The 17,812-nt window shown below is 38.5% G+C and carries 18 protein-coding genes and 2 pseudogenes; 8 read left to right on the forward strand and 12 right to left on the reverse strand.

Annotation, left to right across the window (positions count from 1 at the left end; genetic code table 11):
• Window positions 1-100 precede the first annotated feature (100 nt).
• The 3 genes and pseudogenes from ACLS0A_RS02165 to ACLS0A_RS02175 all read left to right on the forward strand — a co-directional run.
• Window positions 101-307, forward strand: a complete 207-nt coding sequence (locus ACLS0A_RS02165) for a helix-turn-helix domain-containing protein (protein ID WP_416082225.1) — start codon at window positions 101-103, stop codon at window positions 305-307.
• 124 nt (window positions 308-431) lie between these two features.
• Window positions 432-2,075: a DUF262 domain-containing protein gene (locus ACLS0A_RS02170; protein WP_416082226.1), complete on the forward strand. Its 1,644-nt coding sequence runs from the start codon at window positions 432-434 to the stop codon at window positions 2,073-2,075.
• Between the two features lie 210 nt (window positions 2,076-2,285).
• Window positions 2,286-2,606, forward strand: a pseudogene (locus ACLS0A_RS02175) (IS30 family transposase); the annotation flags it as partial.
• On the opposite strand, the gene ribF reads toward ACLS0A_RS02175, so the two are convergent.
• From ribF to rpmH, 7 genes are all read right to left on the reverse strand, one after another.
• Window positions 2,598-3,539, reverse strand: a complete 942-nt coding sequence (ribF, locus tag ACLS0A_RS02180; protein ID WP_416082227.1) for a bifunctional riboflavin kinase/FAD synthetase — start codon at window positions 3,537-3,539, stop codon at window positions 2,598-2,600. The pseudogene ACLS0A_RS02175 and the gene ribF sit on opposite strands and share 9 nt — an antisense overlap.
• A gap of 74 nt (window positions 3,540-3,613) precedes the next feature.
• Entirely contained in the window at window positions 3,614-4,972 is a 1,359-nt protein-coding gene (gene mnmE / locus ACLS0A_RS02185; protein ID WP_416082228.1) for a tRNA uridine-5-carboxymethylaminomethyl(34) synthesis GTPase MnmE, read from the reverse strand.
• Between the two features lie 79 nt (window positions 4,973-5,051).
• Window positions 5,052-5,393, reverse strand: coding sequence for a n-acetylglutamate synthase (locus ACLS0A_RS02190; protein WP_416082283.1), 342 nt, complete (start codon window positions 5,391-5,393; stop codon window positions 5,052-5,054).
• A 105-nt stretch (window positions 5,394-5,498) separates the two neighbouring features.
• Complete coding sequence (gene yidC / locus ACLS0A_RS02195; RefSeq protein WP_416082229.1) at window positions 5,499-7,112, reverse strand: membrane protein insertase YidC; 1,614 nt, start codon at window positions 7,110-7,112, stop codon at window positions 5,499-5,501.
• Window positions 7,112-7,372: a membrane protein insertion efficiency factor YidD gene (gene yidD, locus ACLS0A_RS02200; protein ID WP_103853847.1), complete on the reverse strand. Its 261-nt coding sequence runs from the start codon at window positions 7,370-7,372 to the stop codon at window positions 7,112-7,114. Before yidD ends, yidC begins: the two co-directional genes overlap by 1 nt.
• Window positions 7,336-7,695 carry a ribonuclease P protein component gene (gene rnpA, locus ACLS0A_RS02205; protein WP_103853848.1) on the reverse strand — a complete coding sequence of 120 codons (360 nt, stop codon included), beginning with the start codon at window positions 7,693-7,695 and terminating at the stop codon, window positions 7,336-7,338. Before rnpA ends, yidD begins: the two co-directional genes overlap by 37 nt.
• A 14-nt stretch (window positions 7,696-7,709) precedes the next feature.
• Window positions 7,710-7,844, reverse strand: a complete 135-nt coding sequence (rpmH, locus tag ACLS0A_RS02210) for a 50S ribosomal protein L34 (RefSeq protein ID WP_005539760.1) — start codon at window positions 7,842-7,844, stop codon at window positions 7,710-7,712.
• Window positions 7,845-8,198: 354 nt separating this feature from the next.
• On the opposite strand from rpmH, the gene dnaA reads away from it, so the two are divergent.
• From dnaA to ACLS0A_RS02235, 5 genes and pseudogenes are all read left to right on the forward strand, one after another.
• Entirely contained in the window at window positions 8,199-9,560 is a 1,362-nt protein-coding gene (dnaA, locus tag ACLS0A_RS02215; RefSeq protein WP_423105253.1) for a chromosomal replication initiator protein DnaA, read from the forward strand.
• Between the two features lie 10 nt (window positions 9,561-9,570).
• Window positions 9,571-10,671: a DNA polymerase III subunit beta gene (gene dnaN / locus ACLS0A_RS02220; protein ID WP_194750894.1), complete on the forward strand. Its 1,101-nt coding sequence runs from the start codon at window positions 9,571-9,573 to the stop codon at window positions 10,669-10,671.
• A 3-nt stretch (window positions 10,672-10,674) separates the two neighbouring features.
• Window positions 10,675-11,751, forward strand: coding sequence for a DNA replication/repair protein RecF (gene recF / locus ACLS0A_RS02225; protein WP_423105254.1), 1,077 nt, complete (start codon window positions 10,675-10,677; stop codon window positions 11,749-11,751).
• A gap of 251 nt (window positions 11,752-12,002) precedes the next feature.
• The gene (locus ACLS0A_RS02230) at window positions 12,003-12,695 is read left to right on the forward strand and encodes a 7-cyano-7-deazaguanine/7-aminomethyl-7-deazaguanine transporter (RefSeq protein ID WP_416082232.1); all 693 of its coding nucleotides are present in this window, start codon (window positions 12,003-12,005) and stop codon (window positions 12,693-12,695) included.
• A 36-nt stretch (window positions 12,696-12,731) separates the two neighbouring features.
• Window positions 12,732-14,036, forward strand: a pseudogene (locus ACLS0A_RS02235) (MFS transporter).
• A gap of 114 nt (window positions 14,037-14,150) precedes the next feature.
• On the opposite strand, the gene ACLS0A_RS02240 reads toward ACLS0A_RS02235, so the two are convergent.
• The 5 genes from ACLS0A_RS02240 to ACLS0A_RS02260 form a co-directional block, all read right to left on the reverse strand.
• Window positions 14,151-15,521, reverse strand: a complete 1,371-nt coding sequence (locus ACLS0A_RS02240; protein WP_416082233.1) for a hypothetical protein — start codon at window positions 15,519-15,521, stop codon at window positions 14,151-14,153.
• An 11-nt stretch (window positions 15,522-15,532) separates the two neighbouring features.
• On the reverse strand, window positions 15,533-15,817 hold the full coding sequence (locus tag ACLS0A_RS02245) for a hypothetical protein (protein WP_416082234.1): 285 nt from the start codon (window positions 15,815-15,817) through the stop codon (window positions 15,533-15,535).
• A gap of 194 nt (window positions 15,818-16,011) precedes the next feature.
• Window positions 16,012-16,770 (reverse strand): hypothetical protein, encoded by a 759-nt coding sequence (locus ACLS0A_RS02250; protein WP_416082235.1) that lies wholly within the window; start codon window positions 16,768-16,770, stop codon window positions 16,012-16,014.
• Between the two features lie 9 nt (window positions 16,771-16,779).
• The gene (locus tag ACLS0A_RS02255) at window positions 16,780-17,142 is read right to left on the reverse strand and encodes a hypothetical protein (RefSeq protein ID WP_416082236.1); all 363 of its coding nucleotides are present in this window, start codon (window positions 17,140-17,142) and stop codon (window positions 16,780-16,782) included.
• Window positions 17,143-17,244: 102 nt separating this feature from the next.
• Window positions 17,245-17,796 (reverse strand): hypothetical protein, encoded by a 552-nt coding sequence (locus ACLS0A_RS02260; RefSeq protein WP_416082237.1) that lies wholly within the window; start codon window positions 17,794-17,796, stop codon window positions 17,245-17,247.
• Window positions 17,797-17,812 lie beyond the last annotated feature (16 nt).

Raw genomic sequence — 17,812 nt, forward strand, 5'->3', positions numbered from 1 at the left:
TTTTGTTCTTTTTACTTGCCCTTGAATTTACAATCTAACTGCAATAAATAAGAAAATGTTCATAAGGAAATCAACTATAAAAAATCACTGATGAGAAGTTATGAACACCTATAAACATCTTACACTTTATGAACGCGAAAAGATAATGGCTTTCCACGTATTAGGCAAAACTATCATACAGATTGCTCACCAATTACAGCGACATAAATCGACCATTTCACTAGAATTGAGACGTTATCAGAGCGAATTGCTCTCCATATCAGATAGCCTCTCTTGTGAAACACGAACAAAGCTCACTTTGTATTAGCTTTGTCAGTATTTACCGAGGGATTTATGCTGGGTGGTTTGATGAGAAAGGCTTATCTTGGGGTGAGTCTCTAGAAAAAAGATGTTATAATTAACAAAAATTAACTAACCAAAAGGAAAATACAATGAGAGACTACTTTACGCCAGAAAGCTTGACTATTGAAGCCATTTTTAGTAACACTGATAGTTTTTATCAAATGCCTATTTATCAACGTCCTTATTCTTGGGACAAAGAGAGGGTGGAGCAGCTGTGGGCAGATATTTTTGAAGCTTATAAAAATCATAAAGAGAACTCAAATCAAGACAATAACTATTTTTTGGGTTCATTGGTTGTGGTCAAGAATAAAAATGGAGCTTATGATGTTGTCGATGGACAGCAACGTATTACTACGTTGACGATCTTATTTTGTGTATTGCGAGATTTAAACTTACCTGATATTAAAGAACATAGTAAAAAAATCCAAAATAGTATTGCTAATTTAGTTAATGATAAAGTTAGACTAAAACTAACCACACAATTAAATAATCAGGCTATATTTGAAGAAAATGTATTAAACGGCATTGATTTTGAAAAACTTGATAAAAATAAAAAAGACAACCGTTTTTTGCAAACGGCAAGTTATTTTAAAGAGTTAATTGGTAAAGTACAACCTAATATCTTAAATGAATTTATTAGTTATTTATTTGAAAATACAGTGTTAATTCGTATTTCTTGTACTGATGAAAGTTTTGCAATCAAATTATTCTCAGTATTAAATGATAGAGGTCTTGATTTAGCACCTGCTGATATTATTAAAGCTCATTTAATGCAACAATTAGATGATGATAAACGCCAGCATTTTAATGAAGAGTGGAAAAAAATAGAAATCCTTTGTCAGAGAATGGATGAAAGTTTAACTAATGTTTTTAACTTGTATTTATATTACCAAACTGGTAAAAATCCAAAAAGTAGCTTGCAAGATGAATTTAAAAAAGAATTTAAAGATAAGAATGCCAATAGTATTATTTTAGACTTAAATAAGTTTGCCAACTTTTTATTTGAAATCAATGAAAGTTATAATGACAAAGATATTTCCAAGTTGCAGTATTTACCTCATAGTATTTATTGGAAAAGTATTTTATTAACTGCCAAAATGAAAGATTATAAAGAATATGACAAGCTAAAGTCATTACTAGTCAAATATTACTATCAAAACTGGATTGCTGACGGAACTGCCAACCGAATTAAGCAAACCTCCTTTAATATTATTGAGATGGTACAAGAAAATCAAAGCATTGATGATATTAAATCAATTATTGTGAAAAATTTATCTGAACACAATAACTATTTGGATTATTTGGATAGAGCTAACATTTATTCATCAAAATGGCATAAACCATTATTATTGGCAATTGAATACAATCAGCAAGATAATTATCCTTATATTGAAATTAATAAAAATTTACATACAGAACACATCTTACCTCAAGAGTGGAACGATAAAAGCTTGAATTGGTCTGATAAGTTTGATAGTGACACAGCTAACCTATTTTTGAATAGTTTGGGTAATCTAACTTTATTATCTGGCAATAAAAATATTCGTGCCAGCAACCGCAATTATGCGGCCAAAAAAGAAATTTATATTGGCAAAGGTTTGGATGGAAAAACGTCATTTGAAATTACCAAATGGGTATTTGAGAATTATCCTGATGAATGGAATGCTGAAACAATTCAAAAACGAAAAGAATGGTTAATTAATGAAATTAAAAAGATTTTTGAAATTAAATAACTAAATTTAAATGTATAAGATCAGACCTAGCCTGACAATTCACTTTTGAATTTACAATCTAACTGCAACAAATAAAAAGTGTTCATAAGGAAATCAACTATAATTTGTTTACCATACAAAATCACTGATGAGAACTTATGAACACCTACAAACATCTTACACTTTGTGAACGTGAAAAGATAATGTTTTTTCACACATTAGGCAATGACTATGAGTGAAGCCTTGCATAATCAGCCTTTAGAGAGCATTACCCCAAATAGAGGTAAGGAATTTCCAAAACATCAGCAGGTGACGGAGAGGCCTCACTTCGAATTTTATTTTCCCTTACCCCATCAGTCTCGGTAAAGAGGAACAAATGAAAAATCGAATGGTTTGATGAGGGAGTATTTTCCAAAAGATCAAAACATTACGCCATTTTCGGAAGCCCAGATACAAGTAGTGGTCGATAAATTAAATCACCAACCACATAAATGTTTAAACTGGAAAACACATTATGAAGTCACTTTTGATAAAGTGTTGCAGTTAGTTTGACAATTTAAGCCTAAAATACCGCTTTGCCACTTCCACATCTTTGGCAATTTGCTCTTTTAACGCGTCAAAAGAAGGGAATTTCACCTCATCACGGATTTTATCGCAGAGTTCCACTTGCAAGGGTTGTCCGTAAATATCTTGTTTAAAATCAAATAGATGAACTTCGAGCAGTTGCTTCACACCATTAATGGTCGGGCGGCGACCGATATTCGCCACGCCCTCATATTCCGCACCATTTGGCAATTTCACTTTCACCGCATAAACCCCTTTGACGGGATTGACTTGGCGTTGCAAACGAATGTTCGCGGTAGGAAAGCCGATGGTTCGCCCTAATTTATTGCCTTGCACCACGCGCCCATAAATACAATAAGGCTTGCCTAAAAGTTGCTCTGCAAGGACTAAATTATCATCAGCTAAGGCTTGACGGATCGCTGTGCTGCTAATGCGTTGTTCATTTAAACGAAAACTGCAATTATCTTCCACCGCAAAACCGTATTTTTCCCCCGCTTGTTGTAACAGCGCAAAATCCCCTGTACGCCCTGCGCCAAAACGGAAATCATCACCAATGCTTAAGAATTTCACATTGAGTTTCTGTACCAAGCATTGTTCAATAAATTGTTGTGCGGAAAGCTGAGCAAAAGTGCGGTCAAATTTGATGCGAATAACATAATCCACACCCAAATCTGCCAACGCACTTAATTTATCACGCAACCGCATTAAGCGCGGCGGTGCGTTGTCGCCCATAAAATATTCGCTCGGCTGGGGCTCAAACAACATCACCACCATTGGCAAAGAAAGCGCACTTGCTTTTTCACGCAAATGACGCAACACCGCTTGATGACCTAAATGCACGCCATCAAAATTCCCAATGGTTAAGGCACAGCCCTGCTGCAACGCTGGGGGTAAATGGTTCAATCCTCGAAGTAATCGCATTAAAAAATTCCGTTATCAAAAATCATCGCATTATTATAATAAAATAACAAAATCACACCGCACTCTTGCTAGCCTTATTTGCCAATACAAAACGAACTAAAAATATTGCCGAGTAAATCATCGGAGGTAAATTGTCCAGTAATTTCGCTGAGGTGATTTTGCACCATTCGCAATTCTTCGGCGAGCAATTCGCCTGCGTGAAATTCGATGAGCTGAATTAGCCCTGCTTGTAAGTGGGTATCCGCTTGTTCTAAGGCTTCCAGATGGCGGCGGCGGGCTAAGAAGCCCCCTTCGGCACTGGTGTTATAACCCATTGCTTGCTTCAAATGTTCACGCAGTAAGTCCACGCCCACTTGGGTTTTGGCTGAAAGGCTGATGGTGGTTTGCCCATTTTGTTCGCGGAGAGTTTCTGCCTCGCCACTCAAATCCGCTTTGTTTCGCACAAGAGTTAAAGGGATATTATCGGGCAATTTTGCTAAAAATTCTGACCGCACTTGAGCGAGGTTATCTTCGCTGTCGGTGCTATCTAGCATTAAGATAATGCGATCCGCCTGAGCGATTTCGTCCCACGCGCGGCGAATACCGATCCGCTCCACTTCATCGGTGGCATCACGCAAGCCTGCGGTATCAATGATATGCAGCGGCATTCCGTCAATATGAATATGTTCCCGTAGCACATCGCGGGTTGTACCTGCGATATCGGTAACAATGGCAGCTTCACGCCCCGCTAAGGCGTTGAGCAAGCTGGATTTTCCCGCATTTGGGCGACCTGCGATCACCACTTTCATTCCCTCACGCAAAATCGCTCCTTGCTTGGCTTCCGCTCGCACGCTGTCAAGTTGAGCGATAATTTCACGCAATTTGGCTTCGATTTTGCCGTCGGCTAAGAAATCAATTTCTTCATCGGGAAAATCGATCGCCGCTTCCACATAGGTTCGCAGATAAATGACGGAATCCACCAACTGGTTAATTTTGTTGGAAAATTCCCCCTGCAAGGATTTCAAGGCTGAGCGTGCTGCTTGCTCAGAAGTGGCATCAATGAGATCGGCGATCGCCTCTGCTTGTGCAAGATCGAGTTTGTCGTTCAAAAATGCCTGCTCGGAAAATTCCCCTGGACGTGCTAAGCGAACGCCTTTCACTTGCAAAATGCGTTTGAGGAGAAGATCTAAAATGATCTGTCCGCCGTGTCCTTGCAATTCAAGCACATCTTCGCCCGTGAAAGAGTTTGGGGCTTTGAAGAATAAGGCGATCCCCTGATCTAACACCGTGCCATCGCTATCTTTGAAAGGCAAATAATTTGCCAAACGCGGTTTGAGAGGTTTGCCTAGCACCTCTTCAGCCACTTGATTGGCTAAAGGCCCAGACACCCTTAAAATCCCCACGCCCCCACGTCCGATCGGCGTGGCTTGGGCGACAATGGTTTCTTTTGTCATAAAAAATGTTTCCTAAAAACACCGCACTTTAAAATGCTTAGATTTTGTTGAGTTGATTTTAAACCTTTCTCAAGAGGTTTTAAATTTCTTCAATGACTGATTCGCCCGTTTCTTGCTCGCCGTCTAGCCATTGCCACTGTTCATTTAAACGCAATTTGCCTGAAGGTAGCGAGGAAATTTTACTGACACATTTTCCTAGACGATTTTCTAATTGCTGATTAAGGTGTTGATAAGTAAAGCTAATTTCATCATCAGAAATAAATTTGCCAATTAGAAAACCTTTTTTAATTTCACCGCCTGCGTACTCAGCCCAAATCATCGTGCCTTGTTGAAAATAATGAAAACGCGTTTGGTTACTCACTTCCCCACTTTCGCTATTTACAACGGCGGCGAAGATTTTTTGGTTAAGGTTGTATGTCATCATCGCTCCTTGAGGGTAGGTTATGGCGAGTTTGCTCCGCGGTAGGTATAGCCAAAAAGCATAAAATAAAAGGTATCCTGAGATACCTTTTATTCTTTTATCTCGTTATTTTTTACGAGAGTGTAACCCTTTTTTCTCTAATCCGCGGTAGATCCATTGCTGTTGTGCGATGGTGATGAGGTTTGATACTAACCAGTATAAAACCAAGCCCGCAGGGAAGAAGAGGAAAAATACCGTGAAGATCACTGGCATAAATGTCATTACTTTTTGTTGCATTGGATCAGCCACTGGGGTTGGCGACATTTTTTGCAACAAGAACATTGAGGCTCCCATTAAGATTGGCAAGATGTAGTACGGATCTTGTGCCGATAAATCTTGAATCCAACCGAAGAATGGGGCGTGGCGTAATTCTACCGCTTCCATAAATGTCCAGTATAAGGCGATGAAAATTGGCATTTGTAAAAGAATTGGTAAACAGCCACCTAGTGGGTTTACTTTTTCTTCTTTATACAATTTCATCATTTCTTGGCTCATACGCTGACGATCTTCACCATAACGCTCACGCATTTCTTGGATTTTCGGTTGCAGCATACGCATTTTCGCCATTGAGGTGTATTGTGCTTTCGTTAGTGGGTAAAGCAAGCCTTTCACCACAAGGGTTACACCAATAATCGCAAGCCCCCAGTTTTTCACTAAATCGTGAATGTGGGTAAGTAACCAGAATAACGGTTTCGCAATAAACCACGCCCAACCGTAATCCACGGTTAAATCTAAGTGGTTTGCCACTTCTGCCATTTGATTTTGTAATTTCGGCCCTGTCCATAATTTGCTGGTGATGGTTTCTGTTGCGCCTGCTGGAATATCCACCACCGGCCCACGATAACCAATCGCCCCTAAATTACGCGCTTTGTCCGTAGAAGTATATAAAAGATGTGTGCTGTCTTGATTTGGAATCCACGCAGACACGAAATAATGCTGCAATACTGCTACCCAACCTGCTTTGGTTTGGATAGAAAGATCTTTTTCTTCCATATCTTGGAAGCTGTATTTTTTATAATTCGTTTCAGAAGAAGAATACGCGCCACCAGTATAAGTTGGCATCGCCATACTGCCTGAGCTTTCTACCAAAGTATGGGTTAATTTTGCATATGGCTCGACTTCAATGGCTTGACCGCTTTGGTTCGCAATTTCAAAGTTTACTGCCACATCATATTCGCCACGTTTTAAGACGAAAATTTTGCGATACGTTACGCCATCTTTTTCAAATACTAATGGCACAACAAGCTCATTTTGGCCATCAGCCAGTTTGAAGGTATCCCCTTCTACTTGGTAATTTGCACGGCCTGCTTTGGTGTCAATCCCGTTTTTGCCAACTAAACCACTTTGCGCAATATAAATATGCTCTGGTGTATCGTTCAATAAAACAAATGGTGTATGGGAATCTAATTCTGCATCATATTTTAATAATTCAGAACGCACTACGTCCCCACCTAATGTATTCACTTTTAAACGGAATACATCATTTTCTAAGGTAATCACTTTACCTTGAGCAAGGTTAGCAAGGTCTGAATTTGCGGTTAATTCGCCTTGAGAATTAGAAGTTTGCGCTTGTTCAGTGGCAACAGGCTTTGGTGAATGGTAATCCACTTGCCATTGCTGATAAACAAGAAAAGAAATAAAGAGTAGTGCTAGCACTAACAGGCTACGTCTTGAATCCATTATTTGTTCTCTTTGTTGTTATTGATCTTCGGCGGAACAGGATCGTATCCACCAGCGTGTAAAGGATGACATTTTAATATACGTTTTAACGTAAGCCAACCACCTTTTAACGCACCGTGCGTTTTTAATGCTTCAATGCCGTAGCAAGAACAAGTTGGCGTGAATCGGCAACGTGGGCCAATTAAAGGACTAATAACAAGCTGATAAAAGCGAATAAGCGCAATTAAGACTTTCGAGCCAAGCGAATGTGGCGCTGCCATAATTTATCCAATGAATTGAATATTTGCTGATTGTCTAAACGCCCAATCCCTTGTTTTACCACAATAACAAAATCATAATGCGGCAATTGATGTTGCAACAAACGGAAACGTTCACGACACAAACGCTTAATACGATTACGATCGTGGGCGCGTTTTAAATGCTTTTTTGCTACCGCTAAACCTAAACGTGGAACAGATTCCTGATTAGGACGGGCTAGAATGGTAATTTCGGGGGAACTCGCGCGTTGCGGATCTTGGAAAACGTATTTGAATTGAGCGGGAGTTAGCAGACGTAACTCCCTAGAAAAGTTTAGCTTAATCACAGCGAAGGGCTGGATTATGCAGATAAACTTTTACGACCTTTAGCACGACGACGAGCTAAAACTTGACGGCCGTTTTTAGTTGCCATACGAGCACGGAAACCGTGAGTACGGCTACGTTTTAATACAGATGGTTGAAATGTACGTTTCATAACTATAATCTACCTAAATCAACATTGTTTAACCATTGCCTTTGACATTTAGATAGCCAAAAACGAATTGAAACAAGGGTTACTAAAATAAGGAACGGAATTGTAATCACAAATGAGCCGTTCGTCAAATAAGAATAAGAAAAATCGCAACATAATCTGCATTTTTCTTATTTGAAAGCATAAAAGCGGGTTGAATTATACTTTTTTTAGCAGAAATCTCAAGCAGCCTTTTTCGATTTTTTTGATCCTTTTATAAAGATCTTTTCTTAACTTTATTGTAAAATTAGCCGAATTCTCACCGCACTTTTCTGCGGACGATTCAAACGTTTAACTGATAAACTAGACATAATAACAATGAAAACCACGCTCGCATCACTTTGGCAGGATTGCCTTTCACAACTGCAAGATCAAGTTTCACCAACGGATTTCAGCACTTGGTTACGCCCATTGCAAGCTGATATTGTGGGTGAAAACAATATGGTGTTATATGCCTCCAACGTTTTTGTTAAAAACTGGGTGGAAACTCATTATCTTGAATTAATCAGCCGTTTAGCCCAACAATTTTCTGGCAATGCGGATTTTAGTGTGAAAGTGCAAGAAGGTTCAAAGCCTGCAATGCGTAAAGCTACACCGCCACCTGCTGCAGCTCAGAATAATGCGCCAGCGCAGCCAAGCGAGCAAAAAACCAGCTATCGTTCTAACTTAAATACCAAGCACATTTTTGAAAACTTTGTGGAGGGGAAATCCAACCAACTGGCCCGAGCCGTGGCACAAAAAGTGGCGATTAACCCTGGGGAGCAAAGCGCCAATCCGCTATTTCTTTACGGTGGCACAGGGCTTGGTAAAACCCACTTATTACACGCTGTGGGCAATGGGATTTTAACCACCAAGCCTGAAGCACGCGTGATCTATATTCACGCCGAACGCTTTATGCAAGAGTATGTCCGTGCCTTGCAAGAAGACAAAATGGAAAACTTCAAAAAATTCTACCGCACTTTAGATGCCTTGCTGATTGATGATATTCAATTCTTCGCCGGCAAAGATGGCACGCAAGAAGAATTTTTCCATATTTTCAATTCCTTATTTGAAAGCAGTCGGCAAATTATCTTAACCTCAGACCGCTATCCAAAAGAGATAGAGAAGATCGAAGATCGCTTAAAATCCCGTTTTGGCTGGGGATTAAGTGTTGCCATTGAGCCACCAGAGCTTGAAACCCGTGTCGCCATTTTATTGAAGAAAGCGGAAGAAAAAAATATGCGCTTACCAGAAGAAGTGGCGCTGTTTATCGGTGAGAAATTACGCACCAACGTGCGTGAGTTGGAAGGCGCGCTCAACCGCGTACACGCTAATGCAGAATTTACCGGCAAGCCGATTACTATTGACTTTGTGCGCGAAACCCTCAAAGATATGCTGGCGTTGCAAGAAAAATTGGTAACGGTGGAAAATATCCAAAAAGTGGTGGCAGAATATTACCGCATAAAAGTGGCGGATCTTAAATCAAAAAGCCGCGCCCGATCGGTGGCACGTCCACGCCAAATTGCAATGGCACTGTCGCGTGAACTCACCAACCGCAGCTTCCCTGAAATTGGCAGCAGCTTTGGTGATCGCGATCATACTACCGTGTTGCACGCTTGTCGCAGTGTGGATAAACTCAAACAACAAGACCCAAGCATTCAAGAAGATTGGTCTAATTTAATCCGAACCTTATCAGCTTAAGGACGCAACTATGCAATTTACTGTATCAAGAGAAAATCTGTTAAAACCTTTACAACAAGTATGTGGCGTATTAGGCAGCCGCCCAACCTTACCAGTATTAAGCAATGTATTGCTCAACATTAGTGGGCAAACGCTAACAATGACTGGAACGGATATGGAAGTAGAGCTTTCAACCCAAGCGCAATTAAATAGCGCAACACAAGATGGGCGCTTTACCATTCCAGCGAAAAAATTTCTTGATATTTGCCGTAGTTTTCCTGATGGCTCAGACATTACTGTGAGTTTTGAAGAAGAAAGAGCGTTAGTTCATTGTGGACGCAGTAAATTTAATCTCACCACACTGCCTGCCGATGAGTACCCGAATCTCATTGACTGGCAAGCTGAAGTGGATTTCACCACCACCCAAGCCACCTTACGCCGTTTAATTGATGCCACCCAATTTTCGATGGCAAACCAAGATGTGCGTTACTTCCTAAATGGAATGAAATTTGAAACTGAAGGAAATTTAATCCGCACCGTAGCCACAGACGGACACCGCCTTGCCGTTTGCACCATTGCCTTAGAGCAAGATTTACAAATTCATTCTGTTATTTTGCCACGCAAAGGGGTGCTTGAACTAGCTCGTTTGCTTGAAGCCAATGATTCGCCTGCACAAGTACAAATCGGCACGAATAATCTGCGCATTGATTTAGGGCAAATTATCTTCACCTCAAAATTGATTGATGGCCCATTCCCTGATTATCGCCGCGTGCTACCACGCAATGCGCAACGCATTATGACTGGTGATTGGGAAAGCCTAAAACAAGCCTTTGCCCGTGCAGCTATTTTGTCCAACGACAAAGTTCGCACCGTGCGTTTACAGCTTGCAGGAAATCAACTTACCATTACAGCAAGCAACTCAGAACAAGAACAAGCCGAAGAAGTGATCGATATTCAATATGAAGGCGATGAATTAGAAGTGGGCTTTAACGTGAGCTATTTGCTCGATGTGCTAAATGCACTCAAATGTAAGCAAGTGCGTATGCGCTTAACAGATGCCTCATCAAGCTGTTTAATTGAAGATGTGGACGACAACAGCGCAGAATATGTGATTATGCCGATGCGTTTATAATCTATGGCCATTTCACGCTTAACTGTTGAAAACTTTCGCAATTTAACTGCCGTGGATCTGGAATTTGATCACGGCTTTAACTTTTTAGTAGGCAACAATGGCAGTGGCAAAACCAGCCTGCTGGAAGCCATTTTCTATCTTGCTCACGGCCGCTCTTTTAAAAGTGCGGTGGCAAATCGCATCATTTCTTACGAACACCCCCATTTCACCCTGTACGGAAAAATCCAAGAGCAGCAACATCAATGGTCAGTGGGTTTGCAAAAAAACCGTCAAGGTAACACGCAGGTTAAAATTAACGGTGAAGAAGCGAAAAAAATCGCTGATCTTGCCCATTTATTGCCAATGCAAATGATCACCCCAGAAGGACTCACCTTGCTTAACGGCGGACCAAGCTACCGCCGTGCTTTTCTAGATTGGGGATTGTTTCACCATCACAGCCAATTTCACCCTGTGTGGAGCCAGCTTAACCGCTTATTAAAGCAACGCAACGCCGCTTTGCAACAAGCCTTTCGCTACGAACATATTCATATTTGGGATAAAGAGCTGGTCAATCTCGCCAACCAAGTGAGCCAATGGCGTGCTGATTATGCCGAAGCCTTACGCCCTGAAATTGAGCGCACTTGCCAACTGTTTCTACCTGAACTAGAAATCAGCGTGAGCTTCCACCAAGGTTGGGACAAAAATAGCGATTACGCCGAGTTATTACGGCAAAATTTTGAGCGTGATCGTGCCATTGGCTACACCGTGTCAGGCCCGCAAAAAGCTGATTTTCGCTTTAAAGCCAATGGATTACCCGTAGAAGATGTGCTTTCGCGCGGACAATTAAAACTGCTAATGTGCGCCTTGCGTTTGGCACAAGGGGAACATTTAACCCAACAAAAAGATCGCCATTGTATTTTCTTAATTGACGATTTCGCGTCTGAATTAGATAAAACCAAACGCGCTCTACTTGCCGAACGCTTACAACAAAGCGGCTCACAAGTATTTGTGAGCGCAATCACTCACAACCAACTCAAAGAAATGCAACCAGAAAAACACCGTACTTTTAGCGTGAATAACGGCAAACTCAGTGAAAGCTAGTTTTGTTTTCGCCCTTTCCTCTATCCAATAAAAAATTTATAAAAAACCACCGCACTTTATATTAGATAACTTTTTCTACTTATTTTCGTGAAATAAACAGATATATTCCTTGAAATATCAACAAAAATACGTATTATCTGCTTTCCTTTGAATAACCCTTATATCAGTAAGTGGCTGTTCGCAGATATATTAAATTTTTCCATTAATTTGGGTTCCCTCACCCCAATATTTTCAACAAAAAGGTATAAAAGATGAAAGTAACTTCTCCGATCTTTAATCATCAACAAAAACGCAAGGCATTAATTCTTTTAAGTTTTTTCCACATTTTTATTATTGCCGCCAGCAACTATTTAGTCCAAATTCCCTTTGAAATCCGATTGCCACTTCATCTGTTTGGGCTAGAAGATTTCTCATTCCACAGCACTTGGGGAACGCTCACTTTCCCATTTATTTTTCTTGCTACAGATTTAACCGTGCGAATTTTTGGTGCGAAAGAAGCGAGGTGGATTATCTTCGTTGTGATGTTCCCTGCATTGATCATCAGTTATGTGATTTCCACACTTTTTTTAGATACGCAATATCAAGGCATTGAAGCCTTATTTGACTTCAACTTATTTGTCTTCCGCATTGCGATTGCCAGTTTTGTTGCCTATGTTTTTGGGCAACTGTTAGATGTATTAGTCTTTAACCGCTTACGCCAACTCAAAACTTGGTGGATTGCGCCGAGTAGCTCAATGATTTTTGGCTCAATGACTGATACCTTCTTATTCTTCTCCGTTGCATTTTACGCAAGCAGCGATCCTTTTATGGTAAAACATTGGTTTGAGCTTGGCTTTGTGGATTACCTTTTCAAACTTTTTGTTGGCATCGTGCTGTTCGTTCCCGCCTACGGCGTGGTACTGAATGTCATTTTGCGTAAACTTCAGCAAATCACAAAGCAATAAAAGGATTTATTCATCAACACATAATAAGGAAACACAATGAATATACGACAGATCATCGACCAACAGCCAATGAGCTCTTACCAATGGGCGGTTGTCGTTATGGCAACCATAATGAACCTGTTAGACGGCTTTGATGTCCTTGCACTCGCTTTTACTGCCACAGGTATCCGTAACGAATTTGGTTTAAGTGGCGCGGAGTTAGGCTCGTTGCTTAGTGCAGGATTATTCGGAATGACCGCCGGTTCACTCTTTCTTGCGCCTCTTGCAGACAAAATTGGACGCCGTCCCTTATTATTAATCAGCGTATCGCTTTCTGCTGCGGGAATGTTAGGTTCATTTTTCGCCGCAGACTCCTATTCTCTAGGCATTTGGCGTGTTGTAACTGGTTTAGGGGTTGGCGGTATTTTGGTCGGTACAAACGTGCTAACCAGTGAATATTCCTCCAAAAAATGGCGTAGCCTTGCTATCAGTATTTATGCCGCAGGATTTGGTATTGGCGCGATTTTAGGGGGGCTTTTTGCTGTTGCCTTACAAGCGGAATATGGCTGACGTTCCGTTTTCCTTGCAGGCGCAATTTTAACGGGATTATGCTTAATTTGCTTAGTATTATGGCTACCTGAATCCATTGATTATTTAATCAATAAACAACCAAAGAATGCTCAAGCTCGATTAAACAAAATTCTGCAAAAAATCGGCATTTCCTCATTTTCTTTGCCAGAAATCAAGCAACACAAAGCGAAAGCAGCCCCTATTACCCAACTATTTAATCAACAATATCGTCGCTCGACTTTAGCCATTTGGTTAGCCTTCTTCGCGATAATGTTTAGTTTCTATTTCATTAGCTCTTGGACGCCCGCCCTATTAAAAGAAGCCGGAATGACCACAGAACAAAGTGTCACCATTGGTATGATGATTTCTTTAGGTGGCACTTGTGGGGCATTGTTCTATGGCTTATTAGCAAGCTATTGGTCTGCGCGTAACGTCTTAATTTTCTTTACGATCATTGCAGCAATTTCCGTCATTGCTTTTATTCTTTCTTCGACTGTTTTATGGCTTGCAATGGTACTAGGTGTCATTGTAGGCGCATTAATTAACGGCTGTATCAGCGGGCTTTACACCCTAAACCCAAGCATCTACGCTAGTGATATACGAGGTACGGGAGTTGGCTGGTCAATCGGCATTGGACGCATCGGCGCAATCCTCGCCCCAATGATCGCAGGTGTGTTATTAGACAACGGGTGGGAAAAACAAAACCTTTATATCGGCGCCGCATTTGTGCTATTAATCGCTACCTTTGTTTTAATATTGTTGAAGAGAAATAGTACACTCAAAGCTTTATAACAATATAATTAAAATAGGGGTTATTACATTAGCCCCCAAATTGAATAATATATAATTTTATATCCTATTTTTATAATAAAGACAATATAAACAACACCTAGAATATTGCAATATTTATTTCTTTTTATTACTAGGATTTGGGCGCTTTTTGATTAAGTTATTACTAATTTCTTTTATTCTATTATCCTGTTCAATTAGTTTATTTTCTATATTCTCTAACTTTGAAGTTATCTCATTTGTCAATTTATTCACATTCTCTGTATTATTTGCAGGTGAATCATTTCCGCCTGTAAATCTCTGTACACCGATGACAATAGCAAAAATAAGCGAGAGAATAAAAAACATCCAAGTAAATATAGATTCCTTTCTCACTTCTTTAGGCTTCTGCATAATATAGTGGAAATCTAACTCTTTGATATTTCTATTGACTTTATCAAATCTTTCTATTAAATCTTGATATAAATTTCTATCAGATTGGATAGTAGGTAGTTCATTTATATCAATTAAGGATATATTTTCTTTGTTCTGAGAAAAAACTTTAACAATATCTTCCGCAAAATTAACCAGTGTTTTATTATTTTGGAAATATTCAGCTTGCATTCTTAGGTTAGTCTCAGCTTCTTGCAACTGACGTCTAATCCTATCATTATCATTCATAATTGCTGAAATTTCGCTATCTTTTTCTACTTCAAGAATTTTTCTTTGGTATTCTAATTGATGTTGGTACTTCTGTTTTAATTGCAAAATTTCTTGTTGATATAAAGTAGAAATTTCATTAGAAAATGATACTGTTGATGAAAGTAAGGATGAAGATGAGATTATTTTTATACCTTTTTTCTTATTTTTTAATCTCTCATAGATTTCATCACTCGATGAAAAATAAATATTATTATAGATATAATATAAATCTTTTTCTAAAATAAAATTTAATATATCTACACATTCTCGATTATTTGACAAATAAATATAGAGATCTTCTTTAAATGTAACTGAAATAGAACGAGATCTGAATTTTTGTAAAGAATTTGCTATTGTATCCAGTTCCAGTTCTGGTGAATCAAAATCAACATCATCAATTAACGCTTTATAGCAAATCTCTTCACGATCGATAAAATTCATCACCTGATATTGATTCATTTTATCTAATGCAGAAAAAATACTTTCTGCCGAAGTAAAACGAGTATTGATAGATTCGACAAAAGAGCCTAAGTAACTTCCTGGACGACTTTGTCCCATTTCTCCTACTGAATAATATTCAGCAATACCTAATACTTTCTGACCATTAGCAATCTCTTGATAAGTTAAATAATATAATGTGGTACTTAACTGGTCTTGTTTAGGAGAAGGCAATGCTCCTCCATATATTTGGTCTAAATCAAAATATTTCGCAAAATGTATTTCTTTATCCGCACCCGCACTTGAATATTGTCTGCCTTTTGGTGCGCCAACAATACCAAATCCAACAAACTTTCTATTCTCAACCATAGCTATTATCCTTATTTTCCTTTGAACCAATTCAGAAATCTTTGCCAAAGACTGAGTTCTTTAACGGGGGATACACCTCCTGTTCCTGACATATAAAGCCATTTGAATATTTTTTCAGGACATTCTTTATCAAATTCTAATAAACGATCAGAATTATCAGAAAATTGCCCCATTTTATAAAAAATGGTTTTATTTTGTTCTGACTCATTAAAAAAACTATTTGCAAAGGTTGGAATTTTTTCCATCGCATAAAGCATAGGATCATATCCATTACGCTCTACTGTTTCATAATCCATTAATTCAATGCGATCTCCTTTAGAAAGCAATAATGCTTTTGAAAAGAATTTATCATAACGATTCTGAATTTGTTGGATATGCGTAAATACTGCATCTAATATATTAACTTGTGGAGTTGCCCCTTCTACATCTTTTAAAGATTGGTCATAAACAAAAAATAAGGTTGCTTTAACATCTGATTCTAAAATTGCAGCTAAATAATTTGGTAACTTACCTGATTCTTTCTGACCTTTTTTCTAAATGCTTGCTCTGAATGCTCACCAGAACCATCAATAAATACAAAGTTAATTGGAGGTTTATTTGAATCTTTTGGCGTAAATGAAACGTGGAATTCAAAATATTGTTTCGTATCTGTACTTGTTATTCTTTCCGCAAAAGCAACACCATTAAAATTATCTTGTAGCTGATAAAATAACTCTTCTTCTCTTTCTGTACTATTATCTGTATCTAAATATACGGTTCCACCAAGATGGTTTTTCATATAATGCAATAAACTACCAATAATCCAAGTTTTTCCCGAGGCTGGCTGACCGAAAAATAACACATAATGTTTATCTTCATCTTCATTTAATTCGAATAAACGCTGACAATATTGTTCAATATCGAGATCCAGCGTGCGCGTTAATTCTTTTTGTATCGGCATTCTAGATTGATATTTATCAAGCACTGGTGCAGGTGTTTCTGTAAATTTAGGTTCATTATTAGTTCCGCTGCCTAACGTGGTATTCTCACTAGAACTATCTAAATTCAGCGAAATATCATCAAAAAACTCAAATCTATCTTGATCAACTGAGTTTTTTAGATTAAGAGGTAAATCATTGAAAATTTCAAAATTATCTTGTTCAAATGAATTTCCTAAGTTAAGAGAAAGATTGTCAGTAAATCTTAATTTCTTCTGTTCAGCAGGTTCTTTCATATTATTCTCTGTTTCTATAAATAAATTATCTTTCATTTTCGACTCCTATATTTGACGACCAGAATTAATAATAGGTTTAGTTTCTTTATTTCCAAAGAAGATCAATAAACTTAATACTACAGCCCAGTCAATAAATAGACATAAAATAGTAAACAAGAACCCTACTAAAATATGTTGTGTAAATCCTGATTTAAAAGAAAATGCAAGCTTTCCAATTTCTTGAGTTTCAAAAGGTATTGCTTTAAATTTAAATAATGCTGGATTATTGATAAATTCTTGTACTGTAGAACCTATCTCATTAATCATATGTGTTACTTTTAAATTAGTTTCAAAACCATATTCTTTTACTGATGCAGAAGTTTGTAATACGTTATCAATTAATTCAATCGTATCTTCTTCTTTTTTCATTATATTTTGGCGAACTTCTTCAATACGCTCATAGTCTTTAGATGTTAGTTTACGGCGCGCAATTTGATCAATATTTTCTCTATATCGTTGTGCGATCGCATTTCAATCTCCTCCTCTCGTTCCAAACTCAGTCAATTTTTCTCCTAATACGCCTTCAATTTCAGAGATAAGTTCTAATGCACGGTTTCCTAACCCCGGTCGATTAGGATCAGTGATTTGACTAACTAATTGTTCAGTTAAACTTTCTAAACGGTTACGCTTTTGAGTGATTTCAGGGCTAAAACTATTTAACGCTTTATCCGCAGCATTTACCACATCGTGTAATTGCTGTTTATGCTTTACTAGCTCATCTCGAAATAGCTGCTCTTTTTGATACGATGTATATACAGAATTGAAATTTCCTGTGAAAGAAAAGAGTGAAACAATAAAGTAACCAACAAGTAAACCAAAGATAGGTAATGAATTTAATCGTCTATAGCCGATCAACAATGTAAAGCCATACATTAAAATCGTGATTGCGCCAGAAAAAGCCCAAGAAAAAACTTGACCAAACAAGTCCTCAAAACCTATTGCAGTTTGAATAAAGCTAATTGACAGAAGGATAGCCAAAGGAATATGCACCCAACCAGGTAATTTGCGTGAAACGGGTTTCATTTTTACTCCATGTTAA

It is taken from the genome of Avibacterium volantium, assembly GCF_049366555.1.
Taxonomy (GTDB): domain Bacteria; phylum Pseudomonadota; class Gammaproteobacteria; order Enterobacterales; family Pasteurellaceae; genus Avibacterium; species Avibacterium volantium_A.